Here is a 22,027-nt window from a genome sequence, read left to right as displayed (position 1 = left end):
CGGCTTCGGATTTTACCTAACCGCCTGTCACCAGGGGTCTATGTTCGACTTGTCGGCAGTTTCACCATATGCAATCTCAAAACCATCTGGATCTATAACATAAAAAAAGTTTACTGCCCCTGTTTTGAAGTACCTGCTAATCGGGTGATCAGAGTCCTCAAAATGACGCCGTAATTTCTCTAAATTCTTTACCTCAAAATAAAAGCGCCCTTTGCCGACTGCTTGCTTTTGTTTTTCGTTAACAGGTAAGTGTAGGCCGAACTTTTGACCGCCGGCCGAAAACCCTGCATAAATCGGCGGTTTCTCTTTATCCCATTCTTTTACGTAGGTATTTTTTTCATAGTCAAAATAACCTAAAAACTCAAACCCTAAAGCATCTCGATAAAATCCAGCACTGATAATCACATCATTAACATACATTGGGTAAGACAAACGTCCGGTAAAATCAGGAGATGCCCGGTGCGTGTCTGCTGATGCAGTATGTGCGGCGGCAAAAAAGATCGCAGTGAAAATTAAGGACTTTGGAAGAGCGCTTGTCATGTGAAAACCCTATACTATTTCTTGTCAAGGATCACTTTCTACAGCCCTCGAGTCTATCACAGTTTTTATCGTTAACCAGCAAAGCTGGGTCTACCGGATATGTCAACTCTCAGGACAATTTGCCAGAGCTGGCTTTGCGCGTGTGGCATCGCCCTTTCCAGCATCGCCCGGCTCGGTTCTACGCCGTGGAACCGGGAACAGTATTTTGTTAACGCCAGCGCCGAATGACCTGTGCCGCAACCCACGTCCAAACTAGGTCAAATCCTTTTTACCCGGAGAGTGGAAGGGCCAAAAGCTCTGCATGTAACGCGGGACGATAAGCACCATAGTGGAAAGCTGTTGTCTGATCATAGCTGTCACTCATAACTATCTCTGGTAACTATCTTCCGTAGCTGTTTCTCGCAACAACAATACTTTTAGTTTTTTGCCGGCCTGACAAAGTCTGCCGTCACCAAATTGGGGCAGGGTTTGCCGCGCTCGATGCTGTCCAGGTTGTCGACCGTGGTCTGTGCAATATTGTGCAATGCATTTCTGGTAAAGAACGCTTGGTGACCGGTAATAACGACATTGGGAAAGGTCTGCAAACGCGCAAACACATCGTCCTGGATAACCTTCCCGGACAAGTCCTCAAAGAACAGGTCACCCTCCTCCTCGTAGACATCCAGGCCCAGATAGCCGAGTTTACCGCTTTTCAACGCCTTGACGGCAGCGGCGGTATCGACCAGTGCCCCGCGGCTGGTATTGATCAGCATGGCCCCGTCGCGCATCTGCCGAAACGCTGCGCGGTCGATCAAATGATGGGTCTCGGGTGTTAGAGGGCAGTGGAGGGTGACGATATCGGCGCGCTGCAGCAGTTCATCCAGGGCGACATACTCGACACCCCATTGCCCGCATGCCGCGGCGGGGGCGAGATCGTGAGCCAGCAACTTACAGCCGAAGCCGTGCATGATCTTGGCAACCACCTGCCCGACTTTGCCGGTGCCGACAATACCCAGCGTCTGCCCGTGCAGATCGAAACCCAGCAGGCCATCGAGGGCGAAGTTACCATCCCGCACGCGATTGAAGGCGCGATAAATTTTGCGATTCAGGTCCAGGATCAGTGCCGCCGTGTGTTCCGCGACGGCATAGGGCGAATAGGCCGGCACCCGCACCACGGTCATCCCGTGCTCCTGTGCCGCTTCCAGGTCGACATTGTTGAACCCGGCGCAGCGCAGCGCCACCGATTGAATATCCTGCGCTGCCAGAACCGATAACACCTGGGCCTGCAGATTGTCGTTGACGAATACGCAAACGGCGTTGCAGCCCCGAGCCAGCAAAGCCGTATCCGCATTCAAGTGAGGCTCGAAGAATACCAGTTCATGGCGGTTTTGATTGGCTTGCAGCAGAAACTGCCGGTCGTAGGGTTTGGCACTGAATACAGCCACCTTCATAATACTGTCCCTTAGTCTGTTTGCGATTGAGTTCGGGTTCTGTCGGGGTAACTACGGCGTGGGGTATTTGCCAGCCGGGGCCATGATACCATCGGTCGCGATCGCCGGGCAGGGACCTCGGACATCGTTGCAGTCAAGCACCCGTTGTCGGTTCAGGGCGGGTTGTGGGTTCAAGTAAGTTGCTTCATTAATTGCAATACAACTAAGGTATGGGTTTCGGTTGCGGGTGAAACTGTTAGCATCAAACATTTGCGCCGGTCAAAGGCGGATACTTTGGAGGGGACCAGTTCTGTGAAAAATAGAGTGGCGTTGATTACGGGGTCCACCAGCGGCATTGGCCTGGGTATTGCTCACGTGCTGGCCGAGGCGGGCTTTCATATCACTCTGCACGGCCTGTTGCCGATGCCGGAGGGAGAGGCGTTGGCCGCAGAGCTGCGCGATAAATACGGCTGTAAGTCATCATTCAGCAACGCCGACCTGCGCGCCGGCGATGCCATAGCCGCACTGGTGGGCGATGCGCAGGACGCCCTCGGCAGTGTCGATGTGCTGGTCAACAATGCCGGTATCCAGTTTACCGCGCCGGCGCAGGAATTCCCGCCGCAACAGTGGGACGCCGTTATCGGTGTCAACCTGAGTGCCGCCTTTCACACTATTCATCACACACTGCCGGCCATGCAGGCAGCGGGTTGGGGGCGCATTATCAATATCGCCTCGGTCCATGGATTGGTGGCCTCGGTCAATAAAGCCGCTTACGTGGCCGCCAAGCACGGCATTGTCGGGCTCACCAAGGTGGTGGCGTTGGAGAATGTAGAGCGCGGCATCACCTGCAATGCGATTTGCCCGGGCTGGGTCGATACGCCATTGATTGCCCGCCAGATTCAGCAACAGGCCGACGCCGGCAATCTCGACTACGACGAGGCCCGCCTGGCGCTGATTACCGGCAAGCAACCAATGCCGGAGATGACCCAGCCGTCCAGTATCGGCCAACTGGTCTTGTTTCTATGCAGCGATGCCGCCCGCACCATGACCGGCACTGCCCTGCCCATCGACGGTGCCTGGACTGCGCAATAAGCCGTTGCCTGTGCCCCAAAATTTGGCAACAATAGGGGGCAATGAGTACCGATACAAAAATGATAATCGCCGACGATCACCCCTTGTTTCGCACGGCACTACAGCAGACCCTGCAGGCGGAACTCACGTTGCCGGCACCGCCGCAACTGTTGCAGGCGGACTCCATCGACGCCGTGCACGGCCTGCTCGGCCAGCATCCGGATACCGACCTGGTTTTGTTGGACCTACATATGCCGGGGGCCCACGGTTTTTCAGGCCTGGCCAATTTACGCGGCGTGTTTCCCACCATTCCCATCGCCATCATCTCCGCCAGTGATCAGCCCCATGTAGTGCGCCAGGCGGCGGATCTGGGTGCCTCCGGCTTTATTCCGAAAACCCTGGCGCCGGCGGCGCTGGGCCGGGCCGTGGCGGACCTGCTGGCCGGCGCCACCTGGTTTACCGATGCCCTGAACCAGGCCTCTGAGGGCATAGACCAGGCCACGGCACAATTTGCCGAGCGACTGGCGAACTTGACGCCCCACCAGTTTCGCGTTTACACCATGATTACCGAAGGTATGTTGAACAAACAGATCGCCTATGATTTGAATATTTCCGAACCCACGGTAAAAGCCCATGTCACCGCCATACTGCGTAAACTCGGGGTGCGGGACCGCAAGCAGGTGATTATCGCGGCCGGCGCGCTGGCGGTGGAGGATGCGGCCAACAGCCTTTGAGTTCGGCTGGTGCAGTCGACCCGACAGGTCGGGGCGACAACGGCAGTGAACAAGAGCGGGGTTAAAGTGCATGTAAGCGCTATGGCTGCACTACGGGCGGCAATTTATCTCTTAACATAGTTAGTGGACAGTGGAGTGCGATTGCTGCCGCTGCAGCCATGCCGTTCACTCAGGCGGCTGTATTAACTACCCTGCGCGCGGCGGCGCAGAGCGGCGTGATTGAGTGAGGCCCGCAAGGCCGCGGGTTTGACCGGTTTGCGTAAAAATAAAAAACCCTGCTGTTGCGCCCGCGCTCTGACCTTTTCCGTGCGATCGGCGGAAATCACGATACAGGGTCGGTGCTCTCCCCAGTCCTGAAATAATGCCAGTGCCGCGTCTATGCCGTTTTCGTCGCCGTTAAGATGGTAGTCGGCCACCACCACATCCGGCGGCACGCCTTGCAGCGCTGTGCCGGCCTGGGCCAGGTCGCCGGCTGCCACCACCTCACAATCCCAGGATGCCAGCAGTGCTGACAGGCCGGACAACACGGCGGGGTCGTTATCCAGGCACAATACCCGCCTGCCCTGCAGTTGCTGGTGCGGCCGCACGGTTGCGGCCCGCGGCTCGGGCGTGCTCGCGACGCCGGCCGCCTGGTTGTGACTGAGGGGCACCAACACCCGGAACACACTGCCCGCCCCTGATGTCGACTTCACCTCGATACGGTGGTCCAGCAGTTGGCACAATCGCCGGACCGATGCCAGGCCCAACCCCAGTCCCTCGTGATGGGTGCTGTCATCCAGGCGTTTGAACTCCATAAAAATCTCATCGAGATGGCCGGCGTCGATACCGATACCCGTGTCCCAGACCTCGATACTCAGTGCGCCTGCACGCCGCCGGCAGCCGAGCACAATACGTCCCTTACGGGTGTAACGCAGGGCATTGCTCAAGAGGTTCTGTAAAATCCTGCGCAACAGATGGTGATCGCTTTTGACCGCCACCCGGCAGCGCTGGAAGTCAAATCGCAATCCCTTTTCCCGCGCCAGCGCGGTAAAGTCACTGGCCAGCGGCGACAGTACCTGGTCCACAGCAAAATCAGAGAGGTTGGCCTGGACCGCGCCGGCGTCCAGTTTGGCGATATCGAGCAGCGCGTTGATCAGGTTTTCCGCCGCCTGGGCGGAATCCGCCAGCTGCTCCACCAGGCTGCGCGCTTCGGTATCCAGGGGCCGCTGCTGGAGCGCGCTGATAAACAAACGCGAGGCATTCAACGGCTGCACCAGGTCGTGACCGGCGGCGGCGAGAAAACGGGTTTTACCGGCGTTGGCGGTCTCCGCCACCTGCTTGGCGCGCGCCAGTTGGGCGGTGCGCTCCTGCACTCGCTCCTCCAAATGGGTCTTGGCATTTTTCAGTTGCGCCAGGGCGCGGCTGGCGTCGGTGATATCGGTGTAGGTGGTGACAAAGCCGCCGCCCGGCATCGGGTTGCCGCGAATCTCGAGCACGGTGCCATCGCGGCGGGTGCGTTGAAAAACGTAGCGGGAGCCGCGGCGCATATGTTCGATGCGTTTGCGCACATGGGTCTCCACGGCGCCCGGGCCGCACTCGCCGCGCTCGGCGTTGTAGCGCACCAGGTCGGCGACGTGGCGCCCGACATGAATCATGTCTGCCGGGTAGTCGAACAGCGCCAGGTAGGGGCGATTCCAGGCCACCAACTGCAGATTCTGGTCCACTACGCTGATGCCCTGGCTGATATTGTCGACACTGGCCTGTAACAGTTCGCGGCCGTATTGAAAAACCTGTGAGGTTTCCTGCAGTAATAACTGCGGCGAGCCGGTGCCGCTGTCCTGTCGGGCATGCAGCAACACCTGTTGTGCAGAAGAGGCTCCGATCACGCCGGCCAGCAGGTTTTCCACAAACGCCTGGTAGGCTTCGTCGGCTACCGGATTGGCGCCGCCGTCGCCGCGCGGGTGACGCTGTTCGTACGCCTGCAGTGCGAGGTTCGCCTGCTCGGTGCCGAGAAAGCGGGTGGCGATATCGCGCAACCGGGCAATCGGTATCGGCGGCGGCGGTAACTGGGCGGTATGCCGGCGCGAGTAGCGCAGGGACAGGCCGATAAAAGTCAAAACATTAGCCAGCAGACTCCAGCACACGGCGTTGCTCAATGGCGACCAGGTCAGGTTGAATAACTGCTCGGGTCGCAGCCACGCCAGGCCGAATAAACCGTCCTCGAGCAAACGCGCCGGTAACCAGTCGCCGCGCACCAGCACCGGCACCAGCAGGGTGTAAAACCACACCGCCAGGCCCGCCGCCACACCGGCGATAACCCCCAGTTGATGACCGCGCCGCCAGTACAGCGCCGCGACTATGGCCGGCGCAAACTGGGCCACCAATACCAGTGCCAGCAGACCGATGGAACCGAGGTCGGCAAAACCGCCCAGCAGGCGATAGTAGCCGTAGGCCAACAGCAGCAGCACGACTATGGCACTGCGGCGAATCAACCGCAGCAGGCCGGTCATATCGCCGCGCCGGTGCACGTTGAACAGATGGCTGCGCAGCAACAGCGGCATGACGATATGGTTGCAGACCATGGTCGCCAGCGCCACGCAGGTGACTATTACCATACTGCTGCCCGCCGACAGGCCGCCGATATAGGCCAACAGTGTCAGGCCGGACTGATCGCGGGTAAGTGGCAGTTGCAGGCTGAACGTCTCGGGGTCGAGTCCCTGTTGATGCAACAGCAAGAAACCGCCATAGCCGATGGGCAAAATAAAAAAAGCGATTATCAACAGGTAGACCGGAATCAACCAGCGCAGCGTGCGCACAGTATCGGGGCTGTCGCTTTCCACCATCAGGATATGAAACTGTCGCGGCAGACAAAACAGGGCTGCCATGCCCAATACCGTGGCGGCGAGAAAACCGCTGTCGCCGTCGCGCGCTTCGATCATTGCCGTTAACTGCGGGCTTTTGGCCGCCTGCAATATCACATCCTCGATACCGTCGAACAACACAAAGCAGGTGAAGTAACCAATGGCGACAAAACAGAATATTTTGACAATGGCTTCAAAGGCGATGGCCAGCATCAACCCCTTGTGATGTTCGTTGCTGTCGATATGGCGGGTGCCGAACATAATCGTGAACACGGCCATCAACAGCGCCACATAAAGCGCTGTGTCCTGCCACACCGGCGCGTGGGAATCGCCCTGCCACGCCTGGTCGGTAATGATGCCGTAACTCATGGCCACCGCTTTTAATTGCAGCGCGATGTAGGGCAGCACGGCGATGATCGCCACCGCCGTGATCAGCACCGCCAGAGCCTGGGATTTGCCGTAGCGCGAGGCGATAAAGTCGGCGATGGAGGTGCTGTTGGCGTCGTTGCTGGCCCGAATCAGGCGGGTTAAAAAATGCGGCGCGGCCAGCAGTACGATAATGGAGCCGAAAAACGTCGGCGGAATATACCAGCCGTTGTTTACTGCCTGGGCCGGCGTGCCGAAAAACATCCAGGCGGTGGTGTAGGTGCCGGCCAGGGCGATCACCAGCGGTTTGGCTTTGCGCACCCACTGTTCGGGCAGGCGGTCGCCGAGGTGCGCGATACCAAACAACAGCATCAGGTAACCCAGAGACAGCAGTAGTATATCGATCGGGTCGAACATGGCTCCCTGTCAGGCGTATCGGTTTGGTTACGGAATTATTATCTTAGCGCCTGTGAATTTAATTGCATTGTTCCCCGGTGCCGGTGCGATAGCCGGCAGTTGCGGCGCTGCAGCGCCGCCCGGCTGCGCCCTGATGACCTGGCTCGGCGGCAGCGGTCGCTGTGCCGCCAGGTGCTCCCACATAAGGTCCAGCGCCTGTTCGAAGTAATAGTGCAAAGGCACATAGTTGCGGGCGAAATCCGGTATTCGCAGCAGGGCATCGAAATGCTGGCCGTGTGTGACCTCGTAGTAATGCAGCCGGCTCTGCTCGCCCTCGCGCTGCCGGTTGAGGGCCAGGTAGGGGCGGGAGCTGTGATTGACGTTGATCAGGTGGTCGTCACGGCCGTGGACGATAATGGCCGGCTTGCCCTGCAGATCGGCGCTGGCGATGATTTCGCCGAGTCCCTGTTGCACGGCCTCTGCGGCCAGGGCCCGGCGCAGGCACAGCAGGGTGTCGAGGCCGCGGTCGGTGCCGGCGCCGCGGGGCAGCGTGCGGACCAACTCGATACCCCCGGCGCTGTCATCGATCAACGCCAGGCCGCCGGTAGGCGGAATGCCGCTGCTGAGACTGGGCAGCGCGGCTTGCAGCACCGGCGCCGGCGCCGAGGGTTGACCCGTGGCGTCGATGGCGGCAAAGCTGACCCGACAGGCCGGGGCCTGGGCCCGATAGCGGCCATAGGCGTTGGTATAGGTAACCGCCAGTGATTCCCACAGTTGAATCGCGCTCGAGAAAGGCCCGAGAGCCAGCGTGTCTGCGAGGATGCCGTAGTCCAGCAGTGCCTGCTGTGCCAACTCTGCCAGCGCCTTTGGATCAGTCGACTCAGCGCCGGGGCTGTCGCCGAGCAGTCCGCGCGCCGCCAGGGCCAGGCAGCGGTTGCCGTAGGCCTCGCGCAACGGGGGTGTCAGTGCAACGGCCAGGGGCGCCGCTTGCAGACCCGGCGCCAGCGCCGCACAACCCTGGTAGAGGGCAAAGTGGGTGCTGATATCCAGCAGCGTGCGCACCGCCGGCAGGCGACCGGCACTGTCGTAAACCGGCAATTCGAGGCCGGCCGGCAGTGCCAGGTTGGGCTCGGCAACCACCACGGCATCAATCCAGTCGCCTTCGTCCTGTTCGGCGGCGCGCACCGAACTGGCGCCACCGTTGGAGATACTCGAGGCGATCACCAGGGTATTGGCGCGGGTAAAGGTCTGCTCCCGGCCGTGATGGTGGTTGAGCAGGTAGAAAGCCAGTTGTACCGATTGCAGCACAAACCGCCCCCAGTCCTTCTCGACGTTGTGGCCGCTGTGGCTGTGTTTGACCGCCACCCGGTGAGGGCCGCTGGTAGCGGCAGCGCTGAAAACAGCGTTGGCGCCGTCGTTCACCCGGCCGTGCAGGTCATAGCCGGTGCCTGTCCCTTCGCCGGTGGCGGGAAAGTAAAAGCCGGTGCCTGTCCCTTTGTCGGTGTAGGCCACGACACAGTTACGGGTCAGGCCCCAGGCGCCGGCGGTACCTATCGCGCCGTAGACACCGCGGGAGCCCGAGGACGGCGCGGTGACGATACAGGGTCGATTGCGGTCGAGATTATCCGGCACCTGCACCATCAGCACCGCCGCCACACTGCCGTCCGGGTAGCGGCTCACGGTCAGGTATTCGTGGCCCGCGACTTTTTCGCTGCCGGGCGCGGGGCCGAAACGGGTGCCGAAGCCGCCGGCTGCGGCGGTGTTGACGATGGCGTTGTAATTGTAGTGAATACGGTTGCGGCGCAGTTCCCGTGTTGTGGGCGCCAGGGGATCGGCAAAGGCCGGGGCTGCGGCGCGCAGTCCCTCGATGCCCAGGCCCGCCGTGTGCAGATCATCGCTGTCACCGTCGTAGTAAAGCCTGCTCACGGGATCGCGCAGAAATGCCGGCGCCTGTGTTTCGTCAGCGGCGGCGGCGAGTCCGGTTGTGTTTAACGCCGGTTTGGCACAGGCGCCGAGGATCAGTGCCAGACCGAGTGCGGCGGGGCCGCGATAGCAATTTCGAGACATTTTTCGGTGCCTGGTTTTCCGGTGCATGGTTGTCGAGGCCTCCCGCTGTGGATCAACACGCTAAAACAGCAACAGCAGCCCAATAGCCAGGGCGGTACCGAACAAGGGTATCACCACTGTCAAGGCGGCGATGGGACCATAGGCGGCTTTGTGGGTCTCACCGCAGATGGCGCGCACGGTGGTCACCACGTAGCCGTTGTGCGGCAGAGAATCCAACGCACCCGAAGCGATAGCCACCACCCGGTGCAGGGCCTCCGGATTGACCCCCAGGTCCAGGTAATAGGGCGCCAGCACCGGCAGCGCGATAGACTGGCCGCCGGAGGCCGAACCAGTCAGCGCGGCGATGGCGGTGACCGCCACGGCGGCGCCGATCAACTCGTTGCCCGGTAGAGAGGTCATCATGGACACCGCCATATCAAAGGCGGGAGAAGCCTTGGCGACCGAACCGAAACCCACCACCGCCGCAGTGTTGCCGATGGCGATCAAAGCCCCCATCGCGCCTTGGCTGAGGGCGCCGGAGAGGTCTCTGAAAAAACGCCAGTTGAGCGCCCAGGCGACCAGGCAGCCGGCGGCCAGCGCCGCGATCAGCGCGGCCTGGCCCAGTTTTTCGTGGGCGATAAAGGTGACGCCGAGCACGGTGAGCAGCGGCAGGCAGGCGGCCAGCGGGTGGGGCCGGTGGCGCCCGTCCGGCACCGGATCGTCGGCGCGCTCGACAAACACCTCACCGTTGGCGCGGGCCCGGGCAATCATGCGGCTGAGCCACCAGAAACCGAAGCCGGCCATTGCCAGCGCCACCACCAGGCTGACCTCCCAGGCGGCGTAGGGCGAGGTGCCCAGGTATTTGATGGGAATCCAGTTTTGGATTTCCGGCGAACCCGCCGAAGTCATGGTAAAAGTGACCGAGCCGAAGGCCATGGTGCCGGGAATAAAACGCCGCGGTAAATTGGCCTGCTTGAACAGACTTACCGCCAGCGGGTAGGCGGAGAAGGCTACGACAAAAACGCTGACACCGCCGTAGGTGAGCAGGGCGCAGGCGGCCACCACCGCCAGCACCGCGTTCTGACTGCCCAGCTTGCCGATAATCCACTGCGAGACGCTGTCGGCCGCGCCGCTGTCTTCCATCAGCTTGCCGAAAATACTGCCGAGCAGAAACATAAAAAACCAGGCGGCGACGAAGCCGGAAAAGCCCTGCATATAGCTGGTCACATAACTGTCGCCGGTGGCGGTGAGGACGGGAAGATAGCCGGTCACGGCCACGATCAGGGCGGTGGCCGGGGCCGCGATCAACAGGTTGGTGCCGCGAATGGTGAGCACGATAAGCAGCGCCAGGGCGCCGATCAGTCCGATCATACTGAGCATAGAAAATTCCGTTTGCGGCGGGCCGCGGGCTCGCCCGACGATCTCTTGTTGGTGAGGCGCTATTGTCGGTGCAAGTCTGAAGGCGGAGAACTATACCTTCGTAGGGTGGCCCGATAGCGGGATTTGTGGCGCTTGCGGGTGGGGATAATACTTTGGTCTAGAGGAAGCGCAGCGGCACTTGCAGTAGAGTTTGCGGACGATAACGACTATATGTAAATCATTTGACGGAGGCTAGAGACGATGAAACCGAGAACCCAATTGTCGCGCAGCATTGCCGCCAGCATCGGCGGTGCGACCCTGGCGGGGCTCACTGCCGGTGGTGCGGCGCTGCCGGTGGCCGCGCAGTCACTGGAGATGGAGGAGGTGGTTGTCTCCGCTCGCCGTCGCGATGAAACGCTGCAGGAAGTTCCCATCTCACTTTCGTCCTTTGGCGGTGACGCGCTGGAGAAGACCGGCACGCCGGATATCGTGCAGTTGGCCGAGAGTATACCCAATACGACCTTGAAGGTATCGCGCGGCACCAACACCACCATTACGGCATTTATTCGCGGTGTCGGCCAGCAGGACCCGGTGGCGGGTTTCGAGGCGGGCGTTGGCATCTACGTCGATGATGTCTATCTGAACCGACCGCAGGGTGCAGTGCTCGATGTCTACGATGTGGAGCGCATTGAAGTGTTGCGCGGACCCCAGGGTACACTCTACGGGCGCAACACCATTGGCGGTGCCATCAAATACGTGACCCGGCGCCTGGGCGACGAGCCGCAACTGCGGATCAAAGGCTCGCTCGGTAACTTCAGCCAGCGCGATATCGTTGCCACCGCCAGTGCCCCGCTCGGCGACACCCTGCGGGTCGGCGGTTCAGTGGCATCGTTTCAGCGCGACGGTTTTGGCGAGAATCTTTTTACCGGTGAGGAAAATTACGATAAGGATATTCTGGCGGCCCGGTTCAGCCTCGAGTGGTCACCGGCCGACGCTTTATTTCTGCGCCTGGCGGCCGATACCAGCACCGATGACTCCAGCCCGAAAGGCGGCCACCGGTTGACCGCGGCGCCGGGCTTCCCGATTTTAAACGATGTCTTCGATACGCGCGCCGGCATTACCCAGGTCGGTTCCCTGCGCAAAAATGAAGTTACCCAGGACGGCGCGTCGTTGACGGCGGAGTGGTCTCTCGACGATGTCCTGACCCTGAAATCGATCACTGCCTATCGCGAAGACCGCAGTGAAACGCCGATCGATTTTGACAGCCTGCCCGAGGCTTTTTTCGACGTGCCGGCAATCTATGACAACCACCAGTTCAGCCAGGAGCTGCAAGTCTTGTTCGAGGGCGACCGCTTGCAGGGGGTGGCGGGTGTCTATTATCTGGATGCCAATGCGTTTACCGCGTTTGATGTGGTGTTGTCCCAGTTTGGCAGTGCGTCCTTTACCCAGGGTGATGTGGATACTGAAACCTGGGCGGTGTTTGCCGATCTCAACTACGATCTGACCGATACGGTCAGTGTATCGGTGGGCGGGCGTTTTACCAGTGATAAACGCGCTTCAACTGTCGTCAGGGAAGCGTTTGCAGGATCGGCCTCGCCGTTCTTTGGCAACGCCGGGGCGATATCCGTTACTGATGAAGTCGTCGATGCTGACGGTAACCAGGTGGTGCCCCGTTTTAGCAACGATCGCACCGATGAAGATTTTACGCCGCGGGTCAGTATCAGTTGGCAACCCCAGGACGCTCTGCATCTGTACGCGTCATACAGCGCCGGCTTTAAAGGGGGCGGTTTCGATCCCCGCGGCAACTATGCGGTGGCGGAAATCCGCGACGGTTTCGAACCGGAAACGGTGGATGCTTTTGAGGTCGGTGTAAAAACCACCACGCTCGACGGCCGGCTGAATGCCAATATCGCGTTGTTTTTCAGCGACTACCAGGATGTGCAGATTCCGGGTTCTGAGGCGATAGATACCGATGGTGACGGCGTCGACGACAGTTTTGCCGGCACTGTAACCAATGCCGGCAAAGCGGATATTTCCGGCGTTGAGCTGGAGCTGACCGCATTTTTGAGCGACTCGCTGCAAGCCAATGCGGCAATCGGGTACATCGATGCCGAGTACGACGAATTTGAAGTGCTCGGCGTTAATGTGGCGGACGATCGCGTGTTTCAAAATACCCCGGAGCTGACTGCCTTTTATGCCATGACCTATGCAGTGCCCCTGGCCATTTCGGATCATGCCGGTGAATTATCGGTTACCGGGCAGATCGCTTATCGCAGCGAAACCCATCAGTTCGAAATTAAAAATGAGCTGCTGGACCAGCCCGGCTACAGTCTGGTCAACGCCAGTGTGGTGTGGACGTCCGATGACGACAAGTGGCAGGTGGGTTTACATGGAAAGAATCTGTCTGACAAGGAGTATAAAGTGGCCGGTTACAACTTTCCGACTCTCGGCCCAGGGGGAACCGTGACCGCTTTTTACGGCAACCCGCGCACGGTAACCGGTTCGGTCAGTTATAATTTCTAGTCAGTTCAGGGCGTCGCAATCCGGCGCCCTTTTTTCTTGGTCTCGGCGGTGCGATCTGTTGTCAGGTATCAGTTGATCAGTTGGGGTCAGAAGTCGAAGAGTCGAAGGGGTCAAGTCTTGACTAATAGAATAACGCAGGGGCCGATTAATCTCTTAAATACTATTAGTCAAGACTTGACCCCTTCGATACAGTTGGCCCCCGCGTTATTCTATTAGTCAAGACTTGACCCCTTCGAGACCCGAACCATCTGCGCAACTTCCACAGCGGCCGGTTCGATCAATGTAGGCGCACTAATATGTGGTGTAACCCGAATATCGGGATGGCCCCAAAACGGATGTGACGGTGGCAGTGGCTCCTCTGCAAAGACATCCAACAGCGCCCCGCCAAGCAAACCCGCCGCCAAGGCGTCGAGCAGGTCCTGTTCGACGATCACCGCACCTCGCGAGGCATTGATAAAACCTGCCCCGCGCGGCAGTGCGGCGAATTTTTCCCGATTGAGTAAATGTTTTGTGTGATCGGTCAACGGCAATAGATTCACCAGAATATCGCATTGAGGCAAGATTTCCTTCAAGCCGCTCTCGCCTGCCAGGCAGGTGACTGCGGGGAGGGACTTATCGTTGCGGCTCCAGCCCACAACCGGATAGCCGTGGCGGGCAAGGTAGGTCGCCACCGCGCTGCCCAGATGTCCGAGTCCGAGAATACCGATTCTGGTGCGCGCCGCCGGCCGGTAGTCGAGCGGCTGCCAGTTGCGCGACTTTGCCGCGTTGAGGTAATGATTGAAGCCCCGCTGGAAATGCAGCACACCGTAGTGAATATATTCGCTCATCGCCATTTGCATACCGGCGTCGGCCAGGCGTTGCAGTTTGATGCCCGGTGGCAACTGTAAACCGGCAAAGCCGTCGAGCCCGGCGCCCAGGGCAATGGCGCCCTGCAGGGATATGCAGGCGGACCAGTCGAGTCGCTGCGGTTTCCACAGCAGCACATAGTCCGGATCGGCCGGCGCCTCCGGGCTGCCGGCGGCAAAGAAATGGGCTTGCGGCAGTTGTCGCTGCAGTGGTGGCCGCCACTTGTCAAAGCTGAAGGTCCGGCTGTCGAAAACAATATTCACTGTTGATAAGGCTCGATTTTTGTCTTAAGGACACATAGTAGGCTGTAGCACCAGATATATAGCGAACCAACTCCGAATCGATTGCGTTCGCTTTAATAGTATTCTCCTCAAAGCTTTCTCAAAAAGTTAAATCGACAACGAAATAGGCTATTTAAATAGCGCTGTTTCAATGGATATAAACAGCGGCCGAACTTCCTGAAGATAGTGGCTCAAGAACGATTAGAGGCACGATTCCGGTCTGTTCTACCCAGTACTACCTCTCTATTTAAAAAATTAGATTTTCCACTTCCATTAAACATTAAATGCTGGAGACATCGACAGTTGTTCGTTTCGACTGATCCCAATGCTTTTCGCGACGGTTTCCCATTGGCCGACACTCGTTAGCACTTCCGCTCTGATTTTTTCGGCCTTACTCTCTTCCAATTGAAAAAAGCCGATGACATCCATAGCTAAATCATAGTTCAGACTGTTGTCATCATCGGTAATATTCAGGTGCAGTCCATTTGAGGGGGTAACGGGGTTGATATCGTAAGCCGGTGACAGAGTCCAGCCACCTTTTTTGTAGATAAACCCGTGGTTTCTTAAATGATCGTCGGTATTTGAAATCGCGATGTTAAATACAATCCTACGCCATAGCTGTTCGAGATCTTTTTTGGTAGTGGAACCATGTTCAGTGAGGAATTGAGCTAACTCGATATAACTGGCATCATAATCTCCGTCATAGTAGCCAAGCTGTGTCAGCGCTGACGTAAAATGTAAGCGGCTGGTGCAGGTACGATCAAAACGCCGAGTTAAGAAAGTATGGTGGTGACTGTTGAAACGTTCGATTCTACAGGGCGCCATCTCAATGCCGGCTTTCAGAGCCAACTGATATGCCAGAAACTCCCAGGCAGCGATGTTCTGATCGTCATGCTGACTTGGAAACTTGGCAATCCACAAATGATTGGCTTCATCAACCACGCTGGCTTTAGGTCGGGCACCGCCCAATGAAGAGCCTGGGGACATTAACATATACAGCCATTTCAAATACTCGGAGTCTTCACTATCGCTGGCCTCTACTTGCTGGGCTGCGTACTCCAATTCTCTTAGAGATGATATCGGAGGTGCAGTCAGTCGCTCGTTATTATCCAGAAAGTCACTGTCCACAGCTTGCTTGAACCGCAATGCACCTTGGCGATAGAGGTCATGTACGCCAAGAAGGTAGTCGACTTCATGGAGAATGCGAGGGCGCCTTTCCTCCTGCCGTGCAGTGATAGCTTCACGACGCTTCATCAACAATCGCCCCCAACGGTCGGGGCAGGAATCTAAAAATACCCGAAAGTTGTTGGAAGCCGCATTGTGTTGCTCACCTGAAAACAATTGAAGGCCCGGGTCTATTTCCCGGGCATTGGGGCGCTGCAACCACTTATCATCGTAGCGAAAGCTGAAGTGTTCCTTATTTTTAGTGACGGCGGAGCGCAGTGTTCCAACCAACACAGGTTCTTCGAATTCTTCCCAATCGGCGAATACAAATACTTCGGTATTCATTTTTGTTTACTCATCAGCTTGATATCTTGGAGCTTGCGGCCCAGTTCGTCATCGCTGGCCACTTTTGCCAGGTCTTCCACTAATCCCAAAACACCTAACACCGCGACATAGTGGCCCAAAGAGACCTTTGGATCTCCATTTTCAATTTTGCGGATGGTTAAACGGCTCAGCCCGGTGCGCTCCGAAATCAGAGTTTGGGTATATTTGCGGCGCTTTCGGGCCAATTGAATATTCTCGCCAAGTCGGGAAAGTACTTCCTGGTTTTTGGGAAAAACAACGGCACTTCGTTTTGAGCCAGATTTGCTAATGGTCACTATAGTTACCATTTTCAACAATTTTGGTAATTATAGTGATCGCTAGGAGAAGAGTAAAGCACTCTTCTGGAACCTACAGTTATCTATACCTACCTTTTTGATGGCCATAGGTAAGCCTGTCCCCGCGACTGTCAGCTACTGCCTGCATCAGCCTGCTTAAACGGCAAGTACCCCCGCGCTGACGCCATATACTGCTCCACCGAAACATTCTCCCGTTGCAGGAAGTCATCAATCGCCATCCGAAAACGCCGATCGGCGATCCAGTGGTTGGACCAGGTTGCCACCGGGGTGAAACCGCGCTGGATCTTGTGTTCGCCCTGGGCGCCGGGATCGAACTTTTGCAGGCCCTCGGCAATGGCGTAGTCGATGCCCTGGTAGTAACAGGCTTCAAAGTGCAGCGTGTCGAATTCCGCGCGACAACCCCAATAGCGACCGTAGAGTGTATGCCGATCGCGAAAGTTCAGCGCCGCCGCTACCAGATCGCCGTGATGGCGGGCCATCACCATCACTATCTGCTCCGGCATGGTTTTGGCCAGCGCCGGGAAAAAGTCCGGGCCCAGATAGCCCTGGCGCCCGCTGCGTTTAAAATACGTCAGGTGATAAAACTCGTAGAACTGTCGCCACTCGGCGTCGCTGATCTCACCACCGCTGCGAACCTCCAACTCGATCTGCTGCTCGCGCACGCGCCGCCGCTCCCGGTTCAGGCTCTTGCGCTTGCGCGAGGTAAAGCTCGACAGGAAATCCTCAAAATTTTCGTAACCGCGATTGAACCAGTGAAACTGGCAGCCGCGGCGGCGGCTGAACTGCTGCGCTTGAAGCTGCACCGACAGTTCGGGTTCCGGAAACAAACAGTGCCAGGAGGACACCCGCCATTGCTGCGCTTTCTCTTTGAGCGCCGCAAACATATGCCGCTGCACCTCAGCCCTGTCAACACCGGCAGCTATGCCCAGGCGCGGGCCGGTGGCGGGGGTGAAGGGAATTGCGGTGACCAGCTTCGGATAGTAAGACAGGCCGCTGCGCTGGTAGGCGTCGGCCCAGGCCCAGTCAAATACATATTCGCCGTAGGAGTGCAGCTTTTTAAACAGTACCAGTGCCGCCACCAGCTCTTGTCCCTGTTTGAGCAGCAGGTGGCAGGGTTGCCAGCCGGTGGCGGCACTGGTGCTGCCGCTGTGTTCCAGGGCGGCCAGAAACCCGTGGCGGGTGAAGGGGTAATCGGTTGACCACAGCGCCTGCCATGCCGCCGGCGCTACGGTGTCGATAGAGTCGATAAATTCGGCTTGCATAGCCGCGTAGTTTAGCAAATTAGGTTAGCAAATTAGCTTAGCAAATTAGCTTAGCAAATTTAAGTTGGCAGATTGAGGTCAGCAAATCAGCCGGCCCGGCTGTGCAGCGGCGTTACATTCGGCGCCGTGCTCCGGACCACACGGGCCAGCGGGAAGTGACAGGTAAAGGTGCTGCCCTGCCCCGGTTGGCTCTCGATCTGCAACTGGGCGTCGTGACGCACCAGCGCGTGCTTGACAATGGCCAGCCCCAGGCCGGTGCCGCCGGTGGCGTTGGAGCGGCTGCTGTCGATGCGGTAGAAGCGTTCGGTAAGGCGAGGGATATGGATGGGGTCGATACCCACACCCCGATCGGTGACCGCAAAATAAGCACCGTCCTCGCCATTCCAGAATTTGATGTCCACCTGGCTGTCGCTGGGGGAATATTTGATGGCGTTGAAAACCAGGTTGGAAAAAGCGCTGCGCAGTTCCTTTTCGCTGCCGTGGATATAGGCGTTGGCCTCGCAGTCGAGGGTTACCCGGTGGCCTTTGTCGCCGCTGAAGGCCTCGGCATCGGTCCTGATCATCATCAGCATCGGTTCGACGGCGATGCAGCGCTGGTCCCGTTCCGGATCGTCGGTTTCCAGGGTGGAGAGAGTAATCAGGTCGTTGATCAAGGCGGTCATCCGCTCGCTCTGCTGCTGCATTTGCAGCAGCGCCCTCTGCCACACGCTGGAGAGGTCCTGGCTGTCGCCCAGGGTCTCCAGGTAACCGCGAATCACGGTCAGGGGCGTGCGCAGCTCGTGGGAGACATTGGCGACAAAGTCTTTGCGCATGGCTTCGAGCCGGTACAGGCGGGTGACGTCACGCACTACGATCAGACGCTCGCCCTGGCCGAAACTGTTGATCTGGTACTGCAGGCGTTTGTCGCTTTCGCGGGCCGAGGGCATATCCACCGGCAGCCGGTAGTCACCGGAGTCGAAGTAGTTGATAAAGCGGGGGTTGCGAACGTAGTTGACCAGGGGGTGCCCGCTGTCCTGCTGTTGCAGGCCCAGCAGTAGCTCGGCGGACTTGTTCCACCACTCGATATTGCCCCGGGAGTCGACCACCACGACCCCGTCGGCAAACGCGGCGGTGGTCTCGTGCATGCGGCTGATGACCTGCTGCAGGCGGCGTTTTTCCTTGCGGTGACGCTGTTGCAGGCGATAGATATTATCGAAGATATCGCCCCAGATACCACTGGCGTCGGGCGGGGACTGGGGATGTTTACGACTGAGTGTCAACCACTGGTCAAGGCGTCGAATCTGCCAGAAAATCCAGGTCAGGTAGAGCACGCCGCCAATAATCAGCGCCCAGACCAGATAGCCGGTTATCAGCCCGATAGCCACGCACAGGGCGGCGTAAATAGCGATGCGCCGAAGCTCGGCGGAGTATCCTGTCAGCAAGGGAACACCTGGAGTTCAAAGCCTTTTTACAGACCGCAGCCTGCTGGTTAAGCCGGGTTTAGTCAAGCGCTATCAGGCGCGAATGGAAACCTTGGTGGAAAAGCGATAACCGGCGCCGCGCACGGTCTGGATATAACGGTCGTGGCCCTCGTGGTTAAGGGCTTTGCGCAGGCGGCGGATGTGGACATCCACGGTGCGCTCCTCCACGTAGACATTGCCGCCCCAGACGTGGTCGAGCAACTGGCTGCGGCTGTAGACCCGCTCCTGGTGGGTCAGGAAAAACTCCAGCAGACGGTATTCCGTCGGCCCCATCTGCACCGGGTGGTCATCGATGGTGACCCGATGGCTGGTGGGGTCCAGGCACAGGCTGTCGACGGTGATCGGCGCATTGTCGGAGGTGTTATCGGTGCGGCGCAGCACAGCTTTCAGGCGCGCCACCAACTCCCGTGGCGAGAAGGGTTTGGTGATATAGTCGTCGGCCCCCACTTCCAGGCCCTGGATTTTATTGTCCTCTTCGCCCTTGGCGGTCAACATGATGATCGGTATCTCGGCGGTGACTTCTTCGCGCTTCAGGCGCCGGGCCAGTTCGATGCCGCTGGTGCCCGGCAACATCCAGTCCAGCAGGATCAGGTCCGGCTTTTCGTCGATGATCAGGCTGTGGGCCAGTTGGGCGTCCTCCGCTTCCAGGCAGTTGTATTCCGCCATTTCCAGGGCGACTCGCAACATGTCCCGAATGGGGGCTTCGTCGTCGACTATCAAAATGGTTTTATCGGGCATCTCACCTGTACTCCACCGGACCTGGGTTGCGGCACTCTCAACATTTTTTCGGTATACCAGACAGGCATTAAATAAAGGTTATGTTGCAAGTTTATGACAAACAGCGGCCGGCGGGCAGTTTAATCTCCGGGTATCAACCCGATAGTGCCCGCCTATTGAAGGCTTTTAGAGGCATAGTCGGCGACAATGCCCGCAAATATCGCCATGCCGACATAATTATTATCCAAAAATGCGCGAAAACAGGCCTCCCGTTCCCGATGTCGTATCAGATACTGCTGGTAGCCGAAGAGTACGGCCGCCAGGGCTACACCCAGGTAGTAGAAGCCCCCCATGGAAAACTTGTCCCCGACGATCACCAGACCGGCTAATACCAGCCCCTGCAGGCAGCCGGTGATCAGCCGGTCGTGTTCGGCAAACAGGATCGCCGTGGATTTGACGCCGACGGCGATATCGTCGTCGCGATCGACCATGCCGTAAAACGTATCGTAGACGATGGTCCACAGCACTGCGGTGATAAACACCAGCCAGGCGTCGGGGGCGACGCTGCCCGTCTGCGCGGCAAAGGCCATGGGTATACCCCAGGAAAAAGCCGCCCCCAATACCACCTGCGGGAGGTGGGTGTAGCGTTTCATAAACGGGTAGCAAAACGCCAGCGCCACGGCGCCGAACGATAATTGTATGGTCAGGGTGTTGGTCATCAATACCAGTGCGAAGGCGGCCAGGCACAGGATCGCAAACAGGGTGACCGCTGCCGCCGGTGAGACCTGACCGCTGGGCAGGGGTCTGTCCCGGGTGCGCTTGACACTGCCGTCGACATGCCGATCGGCAAAATCATTGATAACGCAGCCGGCTGCGCGCATCAGCACCACTCCGGCGACGAAAATTCCGAGCAGCCCGGGTTCCGGCAGCCCCTCGGCGGCAAACCACAGTGCCCAGAGCGTGGGCCACAGCAGCAGCAGCATGCCGATGGGTCGGTCAAAGCGCATCAGGCGCCAGTAGCCCAGCAGGAGCCCCGGGCGTTTGCGGGCGGCGCTGCGCCGGGCGCGCGCCGCAGTGGTGGCTCGTTTGCCGGATGACGGAGAGGGTTTGGCAGTCATAGCGCGCTATTATCCATCGGATGGCCGGTCGGGCCAAAGGTCGCCAGAAATATCTCACAGACCAACAGCGGTTTGGCGTCCAGGTAAAATACCGAACGGCGCCCCCAGGCCGGCTGCGGGTGTTGCAGGTGCAGGGGCAGGATACCGTGTGCAGGCAGGATGGGCGCCATTTCGATAGGGCCGCGCCGCATCGACGGGTCCTTGAACAGCAGCGCGCCCAGCGGCCGGTCGTCGAGTCGGCGCAGGGCCCGCTGGCGCCCGGTCAGAGTCGACAGCGGCAGGATGCTGCGGGCGAAGACCCAGGGCTGATCCCGACCGTAGAGTATCACCTCCCTGATCAGGGCCCGGCGGCGGGGCCCGAGGCCGAGTGCCCGCGCCTCACCGGGGCGCGGACAGCCGATGGCCTGGTGCAGCACCTGCACGGCGAAACGGCCCTGACTGGCGCAGATCAGGTGTTGGGTGAGCGAGCCGCGATCCAGCAACCAGCGCCGCAGATGGGCGGCGGGTCGCCGGTTGCCGCCGGGTCTGGCCGACCAGACCGGCTCGCCGGGTTTGCGCGGTCCGGGCCGGTGCCGGCTGCCGCTGCTGGAAAATACGTACAAACTGGAGCACCGCGGTAAAGACAGGCGCCTATTCTATCCACATCTGTTGCAGAGTACAGCGAGAGTACAGGGAATGATGCTGTTGAAAAAGGCAAAATTTACCGCTCTTGCCCGGCATTAAAACAAGGCCGGCCCTGCCTGAACGCCACTGCGTGCACTTCTGAAAATACTTTACCGAACCGGCCGCCCTTGTTTTAATGCGGGGACGGCGGCTTATCAGCATTTTTTCAATAACTTTTCAGCCATATGGGTCGCAGTCAGTCCAATCGGGAATAACTACATGCATAAGAGTGATCTGGTTGCGGCCGTTGCCGATCTCGCTGACCTCCCTGCAGATCGCGCCAATGATGTGGTGTCGGCAATTTTTGAAGAAATCACCAACGCGCTGAGCCGCGACGAGAGCGTCACCCTGGTTGGCTTCGGCTCCTTTTTCCGGCGCCAGCGTGCCGCCCGCACCGGACGCAGCCCGCAAACCGGAGAAACCATTCAAATACCGGCGACTGCCTCCGTGGGGTTTCGCCCGGGCAAGGCATTGAAAGACTGTCTCAACGAGTAACCGGCGCGATCTGATCGGCGGGTGGGGAACCGATCAGATTCTATGTTTCGCGTCGAC

The 22,027-nt window shown here is 58.8% G+C and carries 18 protein-coding genes; 4 read left to right on the top strand and 14 right to left on the bottom strand.

The window, feature by feature from the left end; all coding sequences use genetic code 11:
• Positions 1-27: 27 nt before the first annotated feature.
• From FKG94_RS07580 to FKG94_RS07570, 3 genes are all read right to left on the bottom strand, one after another.
• Positions 28-540 carry a VOC family protein gene (locus FKG94_RS07580; RefSeq protein ID WP_142903599.1) on the bottom strand — a complete coding sequence of 171 codons (513 nt, stop codon included), beginning with the start codon at positions 538-540 and terminating at the stop codon, positions 28-30.
• A gap of 71 nt (positions 541-611) precedes the next feature.
• The gene (locus FKG94_RS29485) at positions 612-785 is read right to left on the bottom strand and encodes a methyltransferase domain-containing protein (protein ID WP_425460039.1); all 174 of its coding nucleotides are present in this window, start codon (positions 783-785) and stop codon (positions 612-614) included.
• Positions 786-956: 171 nt separating this feature from the next.
• Positions 957-1,970, bottom strand: coding sequence for a 2-hydroxyacid dehydrogenase (locus FKG94_RS07570; protein WP_142903597.1), 1,014 nt, complete (start codon positions 1,968-1,970; stop codon positions 957-959).
• Positions 1,971-2,261: 291 nt separating this feature from the next.
• On the opposite strand from FKG94_RS07570, the gene FKG94_RS07565 reads away from it, so the two are divergent.
• Positions 2,262-3,041, top strand: a complete 780-nt coding sequence (locus FKG94_RS07565; RefSeq protein WP_281284223.1) for a 3-hydroxybutyrate dehydrogenase — start codon at positions 2,262-2,264, stop codon at positions 3,039-3,041.
• Positions 3,042-3,082: 41 nt separating this feature from the next.
• Entirely contained in the window at positions 3,083-3,754 is a 672-nt protein-coding gene (locus FKG94_RS07560) for a response regulator (protein WP_142903596.1), read from the top strand.
• A 182-nt stretch (positions 3,755-3,936) separates the two neighbouring features.
• On the opposite strand, the gene FKG94_RS07555 is transcribed toward FKG94_RS07560, so the two are convergent.
• From FKG94_RS07555 to FKG94_RS07545, 3 genes are read right to left on the bottom strand one after another with little or no spacing between them, the layout of a single operon-like run.
• A complete protein-coding gene (locus tag FKG94_RS07555; RefSeq protein ID WP_142903595.1) occupies positions 3,937-7,377 on the bottom strand; it encodes a PAS domain-containing hybrid sensor histidine kinase/response regulator in 3,441 nt (1,146 codons plus the stop codon).
• Positions 7,378-7,404: 27 nt separating this feature from the next.
• On the bottom strand, positions 7,405-9,423 hold the full coding sequence (locus tag FKG94_RS07550; protein ID WP_179957534.1) for a 3-hydroxybutyrate oligomer hydrolase family protein: 2,019 nt from the start codon (positions 9,421-9,423) through the stop codon (positions 7,405-7,407).
• A 60-nt stretch (positions 9,424-9,483) separates the two neighbouring features.
• Positions 9,484-10,782 (bottom strand): GntP family permease, encoded by a 1,299-nt coding sequence (locus FKG94_RS07545; RefSeq protein ID WP_142903593.1) that lies wholly within the window; start codon positions 10,780-10,782, stop codon positions 9,484-9,486.
• 240 nt (positions 10,783-11,022) lie between these two features.
• Here FKG94_RS07545 and FKG94_RS07540 point away from each other — a divergent pair, with 240 nt between their 5' ends.
• Positions 11,023-13,284: a TonB-dependent receptor gene (locus FKG94_RS07540; RefSeq protein WP_142903592.1), complete on the top strand. Its 2,262-nt coding sequence runs from the start codon at positions 11,023-11,025 to the stop codon at positions 13,282-13,284.
• A 212-nt stretch (positions 13,285-13,496) separates the two neighbouring features.
• On the opposite strand, the gene FKG94_RS07535 is transcribed toward FKG94_RS07540, so the two are convergent.
• The 8 genes from FKG94_RS07535 to FKG94_RS07500 all read right to left on the bottom strand — a co-directional run bounded on the left by FKG94_RS07535 (position 13,497) and on the right by FKG94_RS07500 (position 21,414).
• The gene (locus FKG94_RS07535; protein WP_142903591.1) at positions 13,497-14,393 is read right to left on the bottom strand and encodes an NAD(P)-dependent oxidoreductase; all 897 of its coding nucleotides are present in this window, start codon (positions 14,391-14,393) and stop codon (positions 13,497-13,499) included.
• 291 nt (positions 14,394-14,684) lie between these two features.
• A complete protein-coding gene (locus tag FKG94_RS07530) occupies positions 14,685-15,920 on the bottom strand; it encodes a type II toxin-antitoxin system HipA family toxin (RefSeq protein ID WP_142903590.1) in 1,236 nt (411 codons plus the stop codon).
• Positions 15,917-16,234 (bottom strand): helix-turn-helix domain-containing protein, encoded by a 318-nt coding sequence (locus tag FKG94_RS07525; protein ID WP_218943467.1) that lies wholly within the window; start codon positions 16,232-16,234, stop codon positions 15,917-15,919. The genes FKG94_RS07530 and FKG94_RS07525 overlap by 4 nt, the downstream gene beginning before the upstream one ends.
• Before the next feature lie 131 nt (positions 16,235-16,365).
• On the bottom strand, positions 16,366-17,517 hold the full coding sequence (locus FKG94_RS07520; protein WP_142903588.1) for a GNAT family N-acetyltransferase: 1,152 nt from the start codon (positions 17,515-17,517) through the stop codon (positions 16,366-16,368).
• 86 nt (positions 17,518-17,603) lie between these two features.
• A complete protein-coding gene (gene phoR, locus FKG94_RS07515) occupies positions 17,604-18,938 on the bottom strand; it encodes a phosphate regulon sensor histidine kinase PhoR (protein ID WP_142903587.1) in 1,335 nt (444 codons plus the stop codon).
• 72 nt (positions 18,939-19,010) lie between these two features.
• Complete coding sequence (gene phoB, locus FKG94_RS07510) at positions 19,011-19,715, bottom strand: phosphate regulon transcriptional regulator PhoB (RefSeq protein ID WP_142903586.1); 705 nt, start codon at positions 19,713-19,715, stop codon at positions 19,011-19,013.
• Positions 19,716-19,867: 152 nt separating this feature from the next.
• A complete protein-coding gene (ubiA, locus tag FKG94_RS07505; RefSeq protein WP_142903585.1) occupies positions 19,868-20,812 on the bottom strand; it encodes a 4-hydroxybenzoate octaprenyltransferase in 945 nt (314 codons plus the stop codon).
• A complete protein-coding gene (locus FKG94_RS07500) occupies positions 20,809-21,414 on the bottom strand; it encodes a chorismate--pyruvate lyase family protein (RefSeq protein ID WP_142903584.1) in 606 nt (201 codons plus the stop codon). Before FKG94_RS07500 ends, ubiA begins: the two co-directional genes overlap by 4 nt.
• A 280-nt stretch (positions 21,415-21,694) precedes the next feature.
• Between FKG94_RS07500 and FKG94_RS07495 the strand changes: the two genes are divergently transcribed.
• Complete coding sequence (locus FKG94_RS07495; RefSeq protein ID WP_142903583.1) at positions 21,695-21,970, top strand: HU family DNA-binding protein; 276 nt, start codon at positions 21,695-21,697, stop codon at positions 21,968-21,970.
• Positions 21,971-22,027 lie beyond the last annotated feature (57 nt).

Origin of the sequence: Exilibacterium tricleocarpae (genome assembly GCF_007004655.1) — a bacterium.
GTDB classification, from domain to species: Bacteria; Pseudomonadota; Gammaproteobacteria; order Pseudomonadales; family Cellvibrionaceae; genus Exilibacterium; species Exilibacterium tricleocarpae.
Note: the sequence above shows the minus strand (reverse complement) of the source record. Positions and strands in the feature narration are given on the sequence as shown.